Origin of the sequence: Maricaulis sp. (assembly GCF_039978735.1) — a bacterium.
In the GTDB taxonomy this organism is placed as follows: domain Bacteria; phylum Pseudomonadota; class Alphaproteobacteria; order Caulobacterales; family Maricaulaceae; genus Maricaulis.
The window spans coordinates 37,192-53,364 of record NZ_JBDWAS010000043.1 but is presented as its reverse complement, the minus strand read 5'-3'; the positions used below and the strand labels follow the sequence as shown (position 1 = coordinate 53,364).

18 protein-coding genes are annotated in these 16,173 nt (G+C 65.6%); all 18 read left to right on the top strand.

Annotation, left to right across the window (positions count from 1 at the left end; all coding sequences use genetic code 11):
- Positions 1–226: 226 nt before the first annotated feature.
- Complete coding sequence (locus tag ABJO18_RS11585; protein WP_348509453.1) at positions 227–925, top strand: hypothetical protein; 699 nt, start codon at positions 227–229, stop codon at positions 923–925.
- Positions 849–3,041 (top strand): terminase gpA endonuclease subunit, encoded by a 2,193-nt coding sequence (locus tag ABJO18_RS11580; protein WP_348509452.1) that lies wholly within the window; start codon positions 849–851, stop codon positions 3,039–3,041. The genes ABJO18_RS11585 and ABJO18_RS11580 overlap by 77 nt, the downstream gene beginning before the upstream one ends.
- A gap of 267 nt (positions 3,042–3,308) precedes the next feature.
- The gene (locus tag ABJO18_RS11575) at positions 3,309–3,539 is read left to right on the top strand and encodes a hypothetical protein (protein ID WP_348509451.1); all 231 of its coding nucleotides are present in this window, start codon (positions 3,309–3,311) and stop codon (positions 3,537–3,539) included.
- A gap of 14 nt (positions 3,540–3,553) precedes the next feature.
- Positions 3,554–5,242: a phage portal protein gene (locus ABJO18_RS11570; RefSeq protein WP_348509450.1), complete on the top strand. Its 1,689-nt coding sequence runs from the start codon at positions 3,554–3,556 to the stop codon at positions 5,240–5,242.
- A gap of 8 nt (positions 5,243–5,250) precedes the next feature.
- Positions 5,251–6,840 (top strand): S49 family peptidase, encoded by a 1,590-nt coding sequence (locus ABJO18_RS11565; protein ID WP_348515918.1) that lies wholly within the window; start codon positions 5,251–5,253, stop codon positions 6,838–6,840.
- Positions 6,841–6,886: 46 nt separating this feature from the next.
- On the top strand, positions 6,887–7,579 hold the full coding sequence (locus tag ABJO18_RS11560) for a head decoration protein (RefSeq protein ID WP_348515917.1): 693 nt from the start codon (positions 6,887–6,889) through the stop codon (positions 7,577–7,579).
- 110 nt (positions 7,580–7,689) lie between these two features.
- A complete protein-coding gene (locus tag ABJO18_RS11555) occupies positions 7,690–8,760 on the top strand; it encodes a major capsid protein (protein ID WP_348508270.1) in 1,071 nt (356 codons plus the stop codon).
- A gap of 135 nt (positions 8,761–8,895) precedes the next feature.
- On the top strand, positions 8,896–9,276 hold the full coding sequence (locus tag ABJO18_RS11550; protein WP_348508271.1) for a hypothetical protein: 381 nt from the start codon (positions 8,896–8,898) through the stop codon (positions 9,274–9,276).
- A 3-nt stretch (positions 9,277–9,279) separates the two neighbouring features.
- Positions 9,280–9,645, top strand: a complete 366-nt coding sequence (locus tag ABJO18_RS11545; RefSeq protein ID WP_348508272.1) for a hypothetical protein — start codon at positions 9,280–9,282, stop codon at positions 9,643–9,645.
- Between the two features lie 3 nt (positions 9,646–9,648).
- Complete coding sequence (locus ABJO18_RS11540; RefSeq protein ID WP_348508273.1) at positions 9,649–10,398, top strand: DUF6441 family protein; 750 nt, start codon at positions 9,649–9,651, stop codon at positions 10,396–10,398.
- Positions 10,395–10,865, top strand: a complete 471-nt coding sequence (locus ABJO18_RS11535; RefSeq protein WP_348508274.1) for a hypothetical protein — start codon at positions 10,395–10,397, stop codon at positions 10,863–10,865. The genes ABJO18_RS11540 and ABJO18_RS11535 overlap by 4 nt, the downstream gene beginning before the upstream one ends.
- A gap of 27 nt (positions 10,866–10,892) precedes the next feature.
- Positions 10,893–11,114 (top strand): hypothetical protein, encoded by a 222-nt coding sequence (locus ABJO18_RS11530; RefSeq protein WP_348508275.1) that lies wholly within the window; start codon positions 10,893–10,895, stop codon positions 11,112–11,114.
- Positions 11,115–11,177: 63 nt separating this feature from the next.
- A complete protein-coding gene (locus tag ABJO18_RS11525; RefSeq protein WP_348508276.1) occupies positions 11,178–12,149 on the top strand; it encodes a phage tail tube protein in 972 nt (323 codons plus the stop codon).
- Positions 12,146–12,631, top strand: a complete 486-nt coding sequence (locus ABJO18_RS11520; RefSeq protein ID WP_348508277.1) for a hypothetical protein — start codon at positions 12,146–12,148, stop codon at positions 12,629–12,631. Before ABJO18_RS11525 ends, ABJO18_RS11520 begins: the two co-directional genes overlap by 4 nt.
- An 89-nt stretch (positions 12,632–12,720) precedes the next feature.
- Positions 12,721–13,017, top strand: coding sequence for a hypothetical protein (locus ABJO18_RS11515; protein ID WP_348508278.1), 297 nt, complete (start codon positions 12,721–12,723; stop codon positions 13,015–13,017).
- Positions 13,010–15,307 carry a hypothetical protein gene (locus ABJO18_RS11510; protein WP_348515916.1) on the top strand — a complete coding sequence of 766 codons (2,298 nt, stop codon included), beginning with the start codon at positions 13,010–13,012 and terminating at the stop codon, positions 15,305–15,307. Before ABJO18_RS11515 ends, ABJO18_RS11510 begins: the two co-directional genes overlap by 8 nt.
- Positions 15,307–15,681 carry a hypothetical protein gene (locus ABJO18_RS11505; protein ID WP_348508887.1) on the top strand — a complete coding sequence of 125 codons (375 nt, stop codon included), beginning with the start codon at positions 15,307–15,309 and terminating at the stop codon, positions 15,679–15,681. The genes ABJO18_RS11510 and ABJO18_RS11505 overlap by 1 nt, the downstream gene beginning before the upstream one ends.
- Positions 15,668–16,171 (top strand): DUF1833 family protein, encoded by a 504-nt coding sequence (locus tag ABJO18_RS11500; RefSeq protein ID WP_348515915.1) that lies wholly within the window; start codon positions 15,668–15,670, stop codon positions 16,169–16,171. The genes ABJO18_RS11505 and ABJO18_RS11500 overlap by 14 nt, the downstream gene beginning before the upstream one ends.
- Positions 16,172–16,173: the final 2 nt, after the last annotated feature.

Here is a 16,173-nt window from a genome sequence, read left to right as displayed (position 1 = left end):
ATTGCGCCTCGCCAAGCCCCGCCGGCCACCGCCTCGCGGGGCTTTTTCATGCCCGAAACCCCACAAATCCACGCCTTAGCGGGTCCTTCCCAGCGCTTCCCCGTATACGGGGCATCTGAGCGCGGGGCTTCGCAAGATACACAGGCCGTCAACATTGTTGACGTTTCGGGCTCAACTCGTTGACATTTCAGGAGGCTAGCCCGCTCTGCCGGTGGCCCGATCACCGATGACCGATGTTCCGCTGCTCGATCGCAAACTGCCCGATGGGGCGCCGGCGTACTTTCGATCTGTGGCCGCGTACGGCAAGGCGAGAGGTGTTACCCGGCAGTGTGCTGCGAAGTGGAACACCCGGGACGGATTGATCGTCTTCGCCGAATGTCCGGTCACCGGCCGGCAGATGGTCGACGCCCTGGCCAGTGACCAGCTGAGAGCGGGCGAGCAGAACCCGCTCAAAGGCCTGGCCGATGAAGGGGCGGCGATCGGGGCCGGGCCCGTCAGTCCGGTTGCGCCGGAGCCCGTTGCTGACAGCGATCCAGTCGGCGAGGAACGGGACGACAGTGCTGATGACAAGGCCGCGAGCGTCCAGGACAGCGTCCGGCAGCGTGCTGCCCAGTCGAAGGCGATCCAGGAGGAGATCAAGGCCAAGTCGGTGCGCCTTGATTACGAGGAGCGCATCGGCCGCCTGATACCGCTCGATCTGGCCATGGAGCAACAACGCCGCCTGGCCAGCCGAACGGTGGAGGCCATCCTGCGTTTGCCGATGGAGGCGGCCGAGGAGGCGAATCCGGAAGACCCGGCGAAAGCCCGTGCTGCGATCCAGCATCACCTGACGCAGATCCTGACCGAGCTTGACGCCGACACCCGCCGCTCGATCGAGGAAGCACGTTCGCAGCTGGCACTTGAAGGCGAGCCCGCCCATGCCTGACGGCTACAATGGATGGGAAGAATTCGGAGAGGACGCCGACCGGTACTTCCGCCTCAATGCCTTGCGCCTGCAGGAGGCTTACCTGGCCGCGCTCGCGCCGCCACCACCACTGAACCCGGCTGTGTGGGCAGAGCAGGCACGGTTCCCGGAAGGGTCCCCGGCGCCGGGCAAGTTCAAGCACTCGACGGCGCCCTATCTGAAGCGGATCCTGGAAGTGCTGTCGCCGGACCATCCGTGCGAGGAAGTCTGGATCCCGAAATGCGCCCAGTCGGGCGGCACGGTGGTCGGTGATCTCTGGCTCGCCTCGATCCTGGCGAGCATGAATGCGCCCTGCATGGCGGTGCATCCGACCGTCAGCCAGGCCAAGGAATGGGCGGACAGCAAGTTCTGGCCATTGATCGAGGCGACACCGGCACTGACGCCCTACCCGGACGAAGGGGAAAAGCCCGGCGTCATCGTGCCCCGGATCAACAAGGCCACCGGCGGGTCGAAGGCCGACAAAATCCGATCGACACGCGGCGGTACACTGCTGCTGGCGGGTGCGGAGAGCCCGAAAACGCTTCGCGGCCACACTATTCGCTTCCTCGTCGAGGATGATCTTGACGCCTGGGTGGCCAACAATGGCGAAGGCGATCCGGCCACCCAGGCGGATATGCGGCTGACGACATACGAAGCGCTGGCCTTGTCCAAAGCGCTGAAGATCTCGACGCCGCTGCTGCTGGGCGGCTCGCGTTCGATGAAGGGTTATGCCCGCTCCAGTATGGAGCGGTTCTATCTCGGCTGTCTGCAGTGCGGGATGCTGACCGACTTCGTCTGGGAGGATGTTCAAAAGGGTGACGTGGCGCCATTTCGCCCGTTCTTTGTCTGTCCGGCCTGCGGCATGCCGCATGATGACAGTCACAAGCGGAAGATGCTGGCGTTGGGTCTGTGGGTGCCCACCCGGCCGGTCAATGGCAAATCGCCGGCCAAAACGATCAGCCGGGAGGAAGCCCTGGAGTGGGCCGGAGATGGCCTGCACCGTGTGGTCGGCTTTCACATTACGGGCGAAATCAGCCGGTTCCGCCGCTGGGAAACGATCGCCCAGAAGGAAGCCGACGCGGCCGGCGATCAGCACACCGAAATGGTGTTCGTCAACACGGTGCTGGGCCGGCCATATGAGATCAAGACGAAGACGCCGGGCTGGGAGGCCCTGTCGGCACGGCGTTGCGAAGACTTCCAGCGCGGCGAGGGCGCCTACGGGCCCTCCGTCTTCGTCCTGTCGGCCGACGTGCAGGGCTATGGCATCTGGTATCTGGGCAAGGGTTACAACGCCAACGAGGAAGCCTGGTATCTGGAATGGGACCTGCTGCCCGGTGAAACCGCTGTGATGGGCGAGGGCGCCTGGAAGGCGTTCGACAAGATCGTCGAACGCGGCGCCCCTCTGCCGGGCGGCAAGCGGATCCCCTACGACCTGGAGGTCGTAGACTCAAACTACAATACCGATGCGGTGAAGGCCTGGGTGCGCCGCCGGCCAAAGGCGCTGGCCGTGAACGGCGATGCGGGTTGGAACCGGGACATCATCACGCACACGCATCAGAGCGATGTGTCAAAGTCCGGCAAAAAGCGGAAGCTGGGTCTGCGGGTGTGGCATGTCGGCACTTACCCCGTGAAGTCGATTCTGGTTTCTCGCTACGGAAAAACGGCCGCGTCATCCGACTTCGATGAGGATGGCGTGCCGCGCGGTTACTGCTGGTGGCCGATCAATGCGGACGAACCGTTCTTCCGCCAGTTGACGTCGGAATTTGTCCATGACGAACGGGTCAAATCGACCAACCTGACCCGCAAGATCTGGAAGAAGAAGGCGTCGGAGGAGAACCACCTCTTCGACTGCGACGTCTACAATTTTGCCGGCCTGCATCACCTGGGCGCCCGTGCCGGGTCACGCGGTTCCTGGGCAGAGGAAGACTGGGAAGAGGCGGAAGCGCGGGTCCGCGCCATCCTCGAACCGGACCAAGCCGACTTGTTCGACCGGCAGGTCCGACGGGTCGAAGACCAGAGCGAGCCTTCCCCGTCACCGGAAGAGGAATCGCGGCTGCCTTCCGCGCTCATGCGGATGGCACAGCAGAATCGAAACTGAAAACCGGCGCCGAACGGCGTTCGGTGAGCTGGCCCGGGTGCAAGGGGTTCACCTGGTCAGCATGGCCGCGGCTTGTTCAGCCGTGGCACCGGCGGCGGCCGGGGCCCGGACCGGCCGCCGCCCTCACCTAATACCCGCCGAGAGAGAAGCGAGGCAGCGCCGGTGAATTGATCCGGCCGCCGGGGCATGCCCCGGGCCCGCTTCAAACATGGCCGCCCGGGTGCGTTGTGCCCGGGCGGCCGAACCGTCACCTGACAGGAGCCGACCATGCCGCGCACGCTCGAAGAGATCGATGCCGACATCGCCAAATTCCGCGAGGCGCTGGATGAGCTCGCTTTAGGCGGCAAGCCGTCACGCATGCGTCACGGCGATCGCGAGATCCAGTTCGCCGGTGGTAGTGATCCTGAAGCGCCGCTGCGCCGGCGCCTGTTCGAATTGCGCACCGAACGTGCCCGCCTCACTGGCGAGGCCGGTCCCGGCCGCCCGATCTATCTCTAAACCAGGAGCCGCCCGTGCGACTGTCACCCGACTCCCGCCGCCTTGCCGCGGCGCGGTATAGCGCCGTCATGTCCGCCGGTGGCCCCGCCGCCGTCCAGTCCGCCGCCGGCACCCTGGATGTCAGCGGCGCCAGCCGGGCCGGGCGTACGGCCTATCGTGCGGCCGACCCGTTCGACCGTGTGTTTGCCGGGCGCAATGCCTCACGCCGGTCGGCCGATGGCAACTGGTTGGGCGAACGCCTGCGGGTGCTGCCCCGGGTCCGTGATGTGGTTCGCAATGAGCCGCTGGCCGACAGCGCGGTTGAACAGAAAGTGTCGCTGATCGTCGGCACCGGCTGGAAGTTCTCGTCCGCTCCGCCGCCGGAGGCCTTTGGTCTCACGCCGGACGATGATCGATACCTGCGCCTGACCGACAGTATCGAAGATGCCTGGCGCCGCGCGACCGGCGATCCGCTCTTCCGGCTCGATTACGAAGAGGCGCTGCCCTTCGACCTGCAGCTGGACCTGTCTGTGCGTCACCGCATCGTCGACGGCGAGAGCATCGGCCTTTTCAACTGGATCGAGGATCGCGGGGACGGCTTCCCCTTCCACACGGCCATTCAACTGGTGCATCCCGCGCGCCTCGCCAATCCCCTGGGCCGGGCAGACGGGTGGGGCGGCACCATCCAGATCGCGCTGAAGGACGGCACGTCCTATTCGCTGGACGCTGAAGATGTCCGCGCCGGTGTGGCCACCGATGAGCGCGGCCGCAACATCGCCCTGCACATCCTGCGGGCCCATCCGGTCGATATCGGCAAGTCGGCGGTCAAGGCGCTGCAGGGCGACTGGATCGATCGATACGAGACGCCCGGCCGGCCGCGCTATTTCCGCAGCCTGCGACGCCGGGAGATCGGGCAGACCCGGGGTGTCTCGGATCTGGCGTCCTCGCTGCGCCGCTTCGGTGCCTTCCAGGAGGCCACCGATACCGAAGCCCGCTCCCGCCTGATCAACGCGACGATCTTCGCCAGCATCTCCTCGCACCTCGATCCCGAATACCTGGTCGAACTGTTCGGAAACGATGCCGACAAACTGCTCGAGGCCCGGGCGGCCTTTTACGAGGCGTCCGGCTCGGACATCAACGCCAACAAGGTGTTGCGCACCTTCCCGGGCGATAATTTCGACATCAATGACAAGGTGCGTGCGGCCAACGCCTATGCCGACTTCTTCGGCGCGCTCGCGGTCCAGGCCGGTGCTGGCGCGGGCGTGCCGGCAAACATGATGCTGCGGGACTTCTCCAAGGAGAATTTCTCCTCGGCCCGCACCGCCATCAATGACGCCTTCCGCATGGCCAAGCGCGAGCGGATCGTCGACGTGCTCAATTTCGCCCAGCCCGCTCTGCTCTGCATCCTGCAGGAGGCGTTCTACGACGGACGGCTGGCCCTGCCGCCCGGTGCGCCGGACATCATGGAGCGGCCGGACGTCTATGTGAAAGGCACCTGGATCGGGCCGCGGCGCGAATATGTCGACCCGGTCAAGGAAGCCCAGGGCGACCGCATGCAGGTCGAGAATTTCCAGGCCTCATTCTCCGACATCGCCGAAGAGCGCGGCAAGCCGCTCGACGAAGTCATCGCCGAACGGGCGCGCGACCAGCGCCGCTTCGAACGCGCCAATGTCGCGCCCGGTTCATTCGACCAGATCGCCGCCGTGCGCGGCGGTAGCGAATAGGATCCGCCATGCCCCGCTCACTCCGCCGCCGTCTGTCCATGAATGCCTCGCAGGGCGCCGTGCTGCTGGCGCTGCATGCCGGCTATGAAAACCATCTGGGCCGCCTGGGGCGCGTTGCCGACTGGCGCTATCGCGAGGATGCCCAGCCCGGCCTGCTCGATCGCGCCGGCGATATCGCACAGCGCGTCCTGCGGGGCCGGGAACCGGGCGGCGTCGAGTCGATGCTGAGTTTCCACGAAGAGGCCGAATGGACGCCGCACGGCTATTACCTGGCGCGCGATTGCGCGGTGATCCAGGTGCAGGGCGTTCTGGCCCGCAACGGCTATTGGGACTTCTGGGACGATTGCTTCAACTCCGGCTATGCCGACATTGCCGAGGCGATCCGGGCCGCAAACGATGACGAGCGGGTGGCCGCCGTCATGCTGTTGATCGACAGCCCGGGCGGCCTCTCCTACGGCACTGACGAATTGTCCGAGATGATGCAGGCCAACCGGCAGGCCTCCGGCGGCAAGCCGCTCGTGGCCTTCTGTCACATGGCCTATTCCGCTGCCCAGCAGATCGCAGCCAGTTGCGATGCCTGTTACGCGCCGCGCGGTGCGGGCCTTGGCTCGATCGGCGTTCGCATGGGCTGGTTCGACTGGTCCGGCTTGATGGCCGAAGACAAGGTCAAGCGCGAAGAGTTCAAGTCCGGCGAGTACAAGGACATGGGCTCGCCCTTCCGCGAAGTCACCGAATCCGAACGCGGTATGTTCCAGGCGCAGATCGATGCGCATGCCGGCTTCTTCTTCGAAGCCGTCGCCACCGGCCGCGGGATCGAAACCGAGACCGTGAAGGGCTGGCAGGCCCGCACCTTCACGGCTGGCGCGGAAGGCGATCTCGATCCGGTCGCCGCCGGCCTGCTCGATGCCATCCTCAATGAAGACGAGGCCTTCGAGGCCGCCCGCGCCCTGGCCGGGCTGACACCTTCCAGCGAGGCGGCTTCCGGCCGCGCTGCTTCGCAAACGGATCCCGCGGCCGCGACCAGCAAAAAGGAGCTGTCGATGAGTATCGAAGCCGAGATCGCGGCCTTGCGTGCCAAAGCCGCGAAAGGGGACGCAAAGGCGATTGCCCGCCTGCAGTCTCTGGGTGTCTCCGTCAAGCCGCCGCGTTCCGACGGTTCGGCCGCCGCGCCGAAGGGCGAGGGCGAGGACCAGGAGGAAGTCTCCGAAGAGGAGGAGCCGGATCCGGATGCCGAAAACGGCGAGGACGATCCGGATGCGGAAACCGATGCCGAGGATCCGGAAGCCGCGGATGCGGAAGAGCCCAAATCCCTGGCCGCCGCGGGCCGCAAGATCGGCCGCATCGCCGCACGCGATGGCAAGTCCTCCCTGGGCTGCACGCTCGCGGCCGACGTGGCCGCCGGCGAGATGCGCTACGCCACGGCCCTGCGCACCCTCAAGTCCGCCACGCGCGAGGGCTCTCCGCTCAAGGACGCCATGCGTGGCCGCGGCGGCGGTGTGAAGCCGGGCCGCAAGGCCGACGATCCCAAGCCGGATGCGGAACGCAATGCCGGCCTGGGCCGTGCCATGGACCGTGTCCTGGCCCGCACCAAGCGCTGATCGCCCGGCGCACCCTTCAACCCGTTAGCCGGAAAGGACTGACACCATGTCTCTGCTTGCAGGTCAGACGTACGATGAACCGCGGTCGATCTCGGACGTCCTCAAATATGAACTCGACCCGACTTATTGCCGCAAGACGCTCCCGCTCCTGGCGGGCTCCGGCGCCGTGCGGTCCATCGCCATCGGCACCATTCTCGGCCTCACGGCGTCGCTGGCAATCGCCGGCGCGGCCAATGCCGGAAATGTCGGCGCGGGCATCCTGTCGGGTGTCGCGCTGAAGGCCAATGCCATCGTGGGCGACTATTCGGCCGAATGCATCACCGAGTCGAATGGCGCGGCGGTCTTCGCCGTTTATGACCCGGATGGCTATCGCCTGGCCGATGCCGTCGAGGGTGTGGCATACGACAATGGCGCCATTGCCTTCACCATCGGCACCGACACGCCGACCACCGAATTCGACATCGGCGATGGGTTCACCATCTCGGTCACGTCGGCGGCCGGCAAGGCGATTGCCCTCGACCTGACGGCGGTCGATGGCGGCGGCCGTGTAGCAGGCGTTTGCCTGCGCAAGGCTGAAGCGGCCGATGGTGCCGATGGCCGTGTTGCGGCCCTGGTCAAGGGGCCGGCCGAAGTGGCGCGCCAGCGCCTGGTCTATCCGTCCGGCGCCACCGCCGCCCAGAAGGCCGCAATCGAAGCCCAGCTGGTGGCTCTGGGCATCCACGTGGTCGACGTTTCCTGACCCGCCTGACGGCCGGCGTTCGCGCCGGCCGTTCTCTCCCAAACAATCTGTGAGATCCGGGTCCCGGCTGTCCGGGGCCGCGGCTCCTTAGGACGAAAGGACCCGAACTCATGTTCGATTTTCTTTACAACAGCACGGCGCTGACCACCCAGATCAACCGCGTGCCCAACATGTTTGGCCTCGTCGGTGCGCTCGGCCTGTTTGAAGACGAGCCGATCGGTTCGACCACGGTCGAGATCCGCGAGAATGAAGAGGGTGTCGTGGTGCTCAACAGCACCGAGCGCAGCGGCGGCCCGCAGGATCGCAATGACCGTCCGCGTGGCAAGACCCGCACTTTCACCACCGCGCATTTCGAAAAGCCCGATGTGATCCGGCCGGCCGATGTTCAGGACCGCTTGCGGGTTCTGGGCCGCGAAAAGGTCGACGAGTCGGTCGACCAGGTGTTGGCCGAAAAGCTCGCGCGGCTGGCACGCGATCATTACCAGACGATCGAGTGGCTGCGTCTGGGGGCCCTCAAGGGCAAGATCCTGGACGGCGACGGCACCACGGTGCTGCTCGACATGCACGCCTTCTTCGGCAAGGAGCAGGAGACGGTTTACTTCGATCTCACCAATGAAGACGCTGACGTGCTGGAAGCCTGTGAACAGGTTGGCGACGCGATCGGCCGCAACCTCAACGGCGAGATCATGACCGGCGTGACCGGCATTGTTTCGACCCGGTTCTTCAATCGCTTTGTTCAGCATCCCAAGGTCGAGAAATACTATCTGCAGCACCAGGGTGCCATGGCTCTGCACAAGCCGGATCGCGACACGCGGGGCGGCAACTGGGGCCGCAAGTTCGACTTCAGCGGCCAGATCGAGCTGATCGAATACAAGGGCAAGGCGCCGCTCAAGTCGGGTGCGGTTGATTGTGTGACGGCCGGGGATGCTCACTTCTTCCCGAACGGCACCATGGACACGTTCCGCACGGCCTTCTCGCCGCCCGACACGATGATGGAGGTGAACACGCCTCCGTCGCTGGAATCGGATCCGGACTTCGGCGGCTTCTTCCAGCTGTTTGCCTCGGCAAAGGAGCTGGATCACGGCAAGGGCGTGGAGATCTACACCGAGTCCAATCCGACGCCGTATGTGAAACGCCCCGAACTCCTGGTCCTGGGCAAGGATATTGCTGATCCGGGCTAGTCCCTGAACCTCCCCAACTCACAAGGGCCGGCGGCGTGTTCGCCGGCCCTCTTCTCAAGTCCTGGGTGCGCATCCGGCCAGGGCTTCAGTCGAGGGCCTATGGCCTTGTGACGGGTGCCAGACGGGAGATTCCCCATGAAGACAAAGAAGAGTGCGGGCAAGGCGCCCGCCAAAGCCGATAAACCCAAGGCGGCCGGCGCGGCGAACACTGAAGTGGATCCGGGCCTGGAGACTGACGATCAGGCCGCCACGCCGCCGGCCGGCGATAAGTCCGATGCCGACGCCAATGCCGATGGCCAGGCTGAAGCCCAAGCCGAAACCACGGCAGAGACACCGGCCGGCGAGGGTGACGGCACCGCCGCCGCGCCGCCCGACGCAGCGGCTGATGCGCCGGCGCCGGTAACGGTCGCTTCCGGTGTCGGCCGCTATCGCGTGGTCAAAACCGGCGCGGAAATCCGCCTCGCCAATTCCCGCGCGGCGGCCCGTGTGGCGTCCGGCGAGCTCGAGCGCGTCTGATCCATGACAGACCTGTCCGCCTTCGGCGCCCTGTTTGTTGCCGCCGATCCGCTGATCTATCGCCAGTTCGGCGAGGTTATGACCTACGCGCCGCCTGGTGGCGGCAGCGTCGAAGGCGTGCAGGTGATCCTGGAGGCCGAAGTATCGGCCGGCGGGTACGATACCGGCATTCCGGGCACGGGGCGGATCACGGCGCCCCGCTATATCGGCAAGGTGCTCCTGGCTGACGAAAAGCTGGCCGCGGCCGGAGTATCGCCGGTGCGTGGCGGCGTCTTCGCACGCCCCAACGGCCAGCGGTTCACCGTCGATGCCGCCCCAGTTTCGGACAATGGTGAATGGATGATCGACCTCGTCGAGCTGAAAGGCTGATCCATGTCTGTGTTCGATGCCAAGGGCTTCTCCATCGATGTGAACATCGTCGGTTCCCTGTCGGCTGAGTACGATGCAACGCTCGAGGAACTGGCCCAGGCCGCGATGGCGGCCGCCGATTCCGTGGAGAGCTGGGGCAAGCGCAAACTGCGCAGCGATACCGAGCGCGGCCTCGGGCCACGTGTGGCCCGGACCTGGCGGTCCAAGGTCTATCCCTCGCGGCGCGGGCAGGCGTCGATAGCGCCGTCCGTCACCTGGTGGACGAACGCTCCTCACATCGTCCGGGCGTTCTCCGAGGGGATCAACATCCGGTCCAGCGAAGGCTTCTGGCTCGCGATTCCGACACAGAATGCACCCCAGACAGGTCGCACTTTTGGCGCCAACGGCCGATTGAAACGCGGCCGGGCGCACGCCATCACGGAGGCCGAGCGCCGGTTCGGGCGATTGCGCTATGTCGCTGTCCCGGGGAAGGAACTGGCGCTGCTGGTGGCGGACAAGGTTCGCAAGCGCACCGGCAAGCGCAAGGATCGCGCCCACACCCGCTATACCGGCGCTTCACCCACGGCGATCAAGAAGGGCAATTATGAAGATGGCGTCGTCATGTTCATTCTCGTCCCGTCGGCCAACATGCCCAAGTCGATCAATCCGGCGCGTATCGAGCGCGAGATCGGCGAAGAGGGTGTGAGACGCTTTACCGAGGCATTCAAGGATGTCGCCGACCGAAATTTCTCGAAGATGGAGAGTTTCCAGTGACCCCGATCCGGGCCCGGCAGGCGCGTGACGCGCTCTGGAATGTCGTGACTGCGGCCGTCGAAGCGCTGGGCATTCCTGTCGAGCTGAAATTTCGTGATAACCGGCTGATCAACCCTGCAGACGTGGCGCCGTCCGGCATGAAGGCCGCGGTCAATCTCTACCTCGAGCCGATCGCGGACGGGAGATACCTGCAGGGCGATCCGGAAAGCTGGGATGTGCAGGCGCGCTTCGGTGTCGGCATTGAAGTGCTCGGCCAGGACGATTCAGCCCGCTTTGCCCTGGCGGATCAGATTCATGACGCGATTTCAGACGCGATCCGTACTGATTACACGCTCGGCGGTGTCGTGAACTACGCCAGCGCCGCGCAATGCGAGCCTGAAGACCTCAAACAAGACGGCATGCCCGGCGACACGCTGATCGGCCTGTCCGTCGAAGTGGATTTTTCGGGCATCTCCCCGGTCGGCTGACCGGATCCACCCTGAAAGGAGGCCAGCATGGCCAAAAAGCCTGCCAAACCGGGCGGCGAGGGCGAAACTGCGCCCAAGACCGCCGCAAAACCCGTTGCGATCGTCGTGCTCAAGACGGCCGACGGGCTGGGCTCGCATGGCGAGATTCGCGATCGCGAATCCGACGCGCTCAAGGCGGCCGGGTTCGCGGAAGGCGTACACTGGCGCCGCGCCAAGGCCCGCGATCTGACGATCGCCGGCCGCCGCTAGCCAGTTTCTGCGCGCCGAACGCCGTTCGGCGGCCTGTTTTTCCGCTAATCCAGGAGACTTCCCATGCCTCAATTGGTCGGCCGTGAGGTCAAACTCTACACGCTTGCCCAGCTGGCCGCCGGCACGGCCGCGGCGGGCAATTACAACCCGCTCAACTACTATTCGCTCACGCCGCGCCGGCGCGACGATCTGGTCGACGATCCGCTGATCGGTGTTGCCGCCGAAAACGTGATGGATGCCCAGGCCCCGGCCGAAGATCTGGTCGAAGGCGGGTTCAATCTCGATCTGCCGCTGTGCTTCAATCAGCTGGGCTGGGTGCTGCCGCATCTGCTGCGCGTCGAGGACCCCACCGGCGACGATCCCTATACCCATGTCTTCAAATCCGGTGCGCGCGAGCATGCCGGCGGATCCTTCGCCTGGCAGGAGGGCGGCGACTGGCGCCTGGCCGACACGGTGACCTGGTCCAGCCTGCGCATCGGCCTCACGCCGGAACGCGGCCGGCGCCAGATCAGCCTGCAGGGCATGGCGGGCGATATCGCCACGCCCGCCTCCAGCCCGATCGGCACGCCGGGCACGGCCCTGGCGCTCAATCCCTTCCCCGCGGCCAAGGGCTGCAAGGTCATGGCCGATGATGTGATCATGGCCAACATCATGGGCGGCGATATCAACCTGTCCCGCACGCTGGTGCCCTTCCGCGGCGCCTGGTCGCCGAACCGGGTGGCCCAGGAATTCACGCCGGATGTGAACACCTCGATCCTGTCGAACCTGCAATTCCGCGTCGTCAACAATGTCTGGTACGACGTGTCGCGCGCCAAGACGCCGCAGGACATCAAGCTGGTGTTCGAGACCGACGCCGGCAATTCTCTGACCATCGCCATGCCCGCCTCGCGTTTCGTGCCGACCGAACGCGCCGTCGGCGGCGAAGGCCTGCGCACGGAAAGCTATCAGGTGCGCAGCGAGGTGACCGAAACCTCCGCCGCCGCAACCCTGACCCTGATCAACGGCATCGCGGCCTATGCGGGGGAAACCGAATGATCCCGCTCGATCTGAAGGCCCGGCAGGACACGCATCGCATTGACCTGCCGAAGCTGAAATTCAAGTCCGGCCAAGAGACGGTCATTCCCCACATCGTCATTTCCCGGCCGACCACGGCAACGGAGAAGGCGGCGTTTGCGGCGGCCCGGCGGGCCGTGCCGTCGCGCAATGAGGGCGAAAGCGATGAGGCTTTCCTCGAGCGAGCCCGTGCCGATCTGGACGCGCTGGGCGTGCTGCGCGCGGTGCAGCGGTTGGGCATGGAAGCCGGGATCGATGGCGGGATCCGCACGCTGGCCCTGATCTACCACGCGGTGGTGCTGGTCGAGAGCTGGGAGGGCTTCGGCGATCGCGCATCCGGTGAGCTGGTCGAGCCCGGCCTCGAAGCCGTCGCCGCTGCGATGCGCAATTCCTACATAGCCTCGCAAGTGGAAGCCCGCATCAATGCGATCGTCGGCGAGGTCGCGGCCGAGGGAAACGGCTAAGCGCCGTCTGCAAATACCTGTTTGCAGGCGGCGCCGAAAACTGCCGCGATTGCCTGGCTGTCGATGCCGCCTGCGCCCATGGCGGCCGGGTGCGCGATCCGCGCAAGGACGGGCCGGACGATCCGCCCCGCCATCTGTGTCCGCAGGTGGAATTTGCCCCTCTCACGCTCACCGGCCAGCGGGTTCTCGACACAGTGAAGCGGGGCGGGTGTTTCCGCACCGGATGGGGCGGTTTCGAACGCATCGACACGAGCGAAGCGCTGCGGCGCCTGGGCCCGGATATCGACGCCGAACTGGCAATCGAACTTCTGCAACACGCCGAAACCGGCATTCGCGACGGCCTCGCCGAACGCGACGAACGCAAGGAGAAAGATCAGGATGGCTAGCCGCAATGCAGGCACGGTCGCGATCAAGCTGGATCTGCGCGGCCAGGAAGAGCTGAAGCGCCGCCTGGGCGAGCTGGGCCCGGAAGGCGAACGCGTCTTCCGCGATCTCTCGCGCGCCGCCAAGCCGACACAGCAGGACTTCAAACTGGTCGACCGCGCCACCCGCGAGCTGCAGGACGGGATGGACGGTCTGGCCCAGCGTGCCGGGCCTGTGGGTTCCTTCCTCACATCCGTGGGGCCGTGGGGGCTGGCCGCGGCTGCAGGCATTGGTGCGCTGGCCATGGCCGTACGCGAAGTCTTCGTCCTGATGGAACGCAGCCGCGAAACGGCCATGTGGGCGGAAGAGCTGGAGAATGTCGAACGCGCATCCGGTCTGGCCGCCGAACGCATCCTGTCGATCGGCAGTGCGGCCCAGATGGCGGGCGCCGACTTCAACGCCGTGCTGTCCGGCATGGAAGAGTTTTCCAAGCGGATCGGCGAATACCGCGCCACCGGTCAGGGCGAAGCGCGCGATGCCTTCGATGCGCTGGGCCTGCGCGATCTGGTCGATAATGGCGCCGATGCCACGGCCATCCTCGACGCCGTGCTCGAGCGCATGCGCGAGATCGACGATCCCTCCCGCCGCCTCGCCCTGGCCGACAAGCTGGGCCTGCGCGAAGCGGCGCCACTGTTGCAGCAGTCGGCCGATGAAATGGGCCGCCTGCTGGCTGTGGCGGATGATGTCAACGCGGCGTTTTCCGAGCGAACGCTGGCCCGGCTTGCCGAAGCTGCGACGGCCTTGCGTGAGGCAGAGATGCGGCGCGACCGTGCGCGCGATATGCAGTCTGTCGGTTTCCTGGAAACCGAGCTGAGGCTAGCCGAGGCCCGCGCTGAACTTGATGAGCGCATTGCCGGGGCCCTTAGCTATCTGGTTGACGAGCGTGAGCGGGAAACCGAAGCGCTGGAGATGCAGCGGGACCTGATGCGGTCCATTGCGCGCTGGGCGGCGGTCTTACCCGGTTTTGCCCAGATGGCGGGACAGGAGTACGACCGGTTGAATGAGGCCCTCGAACGGCGCGTCCGGCTCGAGGAAATCAGCGCTGCCAATCACGCGGCCATGATGAATGATATCGGCCTTGGCACGCTGGCCCAGTTCCGGAACCAGGGCGAGGAGCTTCCCGGCGGCCAGGAAATCAGCACCGAACGCCAGGCCGAGCTGCGCAATCTGGTCGAGCAATCCCTGCGCTCGCTGATGACGCCGCTGGAACAGGTGGCCGAGCTGGAAAGCGAGCTGCAGCTGGCCCAGGCCAACGGGATCGTCATTACTGACGAACAGATCGAGGCGATCCTGCGCCACCGGCGCGCCGCGCTGGGCCTGCTGGAACCGCTCAAACAGCTGACCGATGAAGAGCGCAAGGCGGCCGGTGCGGCCGCGGCGGCGAACGATCCGCTGGAAGCGCAGAAGGAATTGCTGGAAGCGCTGACCGGTCCCGCCGATGCGGCGCGCGAGCGGCTGGGCCGTCTCTACGCGCTGTGGGTCGACAGCCCGGAACACGCCGACATTATCACAGCGGAAATCGAGCGGGTGAAAAGCGCGCTGTACGGGCAGGAAGACAGCAATGTCATCCGCATGGAAGACCGCCTGCCGGGCCTCGCCAAGATGGCGCGCGAGTATTCCGATACGATGGACATGCTGGATCGCGGCGGGGTGGATACGCTCGATTCAATCCACGAAGGCCTGATGAACATGATCACCGGAGCCGACAGTGTCGGCGATGCGTTCGAGCGCATGGGCCAGCGGATCGTGGAGAGCTTTATCGAGATCCAGCTGCAACGCTCGATCATCGGCCCGCTGGCCGGTGCGCTGGACACATTTGTCTCCGGCTTCTTCGGCGGGGCCGGCAAGACGGCCGGGCTGGGCAAACTGCCCGGCTTCGACCGCGGTGCCGATATCCTGATCGGCGGCAATCGCGGCATCGATAACAATCTCCTGTCGATCAACAACAAACCCACAGCCTGGGTCTCGGCCGACGAGAAGATACGCATTCTGCCGAACATGACCGGCCAGACCGGCGGGGGCGGGCAGGCGCCGGCGCGGGTCGAGCTGGGCGATCTGAACATCACGCTGAAGGATGAACGCGGCGGCGGGCAGGGCGGTCGCGCCCGGGCCAGCGAACGCCGTTCGGCGAACGGCACGCGCGAGCTGACCATCTGGCTGGAAGAGCAGGTCGCCGGAATGCTGGGCAGCGGCAAGTTCGATGACGAGATGCACACCCGCTATGGCTTCAATCCATCCCCGGGGGTGCGCTGATGGCGATCGAATGGCCGGCAGGCCTGCCGGCGGAACCGGCGCGCGAAGGCTTTGGCTATAATCTCGGCAAGAATGGCGAGGAAAGCCAGACTGATGACGGCCCGCCCAAGGGCCGCCGCACCTCCACGCTCGCGGTCGACAAGGTGCGCCTGCAATTCCGCTGGACCGTGGCGCAATACAAGAACGTCTTCCTGCCCTGGGTTCGCGACGATCTGGCCGACGGCAACAAACGCTTTGACTGGCATGACGGCCTTTTGGACACGGACCATTCGGCAAAGATCGTCGGCGGCCGTGGTGGCGTGTCGGTGCGGCCCGGCCCGGGCGCGAAACTCACTGTCAGCTTTGAACTGGATCTGATCGATGCCGTCGCGTGATTTTGTCGCGGGCGTTGTCGCCCAGGAGACAGACGAGGTCTATCTGGCCCTGGTCTCGATCTATCACCCGGATCTCGCCGATCTGGGCGAGAGCTTTCCGGAACTGGATGTGTCCGGCGGCCGCCTGCGCTTCGTCAATAACACCGTCGATATCGAAAGCCGCGGCAACACGTTTACCGCCTATGGCTTCGATCTTGTCCTGCCCGGCCAGGGCGAGGGCGATGCGGGGCTGGCCTCGATCACGATCGACAATGTCGATCAGCGCATCGCCCTGGTTCTGCGCAGCCTCACCACGGCGCTGGATGTGTCGGTCGAGATCGTGCTGGCCGCGGATCCCGACACCGTGGAAATGACCCTGCCGGACATGCGCATGGTCTCGGCATCGGGCGACCGGCTGCAGATCTCCGGCGATCTCGCCGTGGATGACGACAGCAATGAGCAGCTGGTGTCGTTTTCATTCGTGCCGGCCCACGCGCCCGCACTGTTCTGATC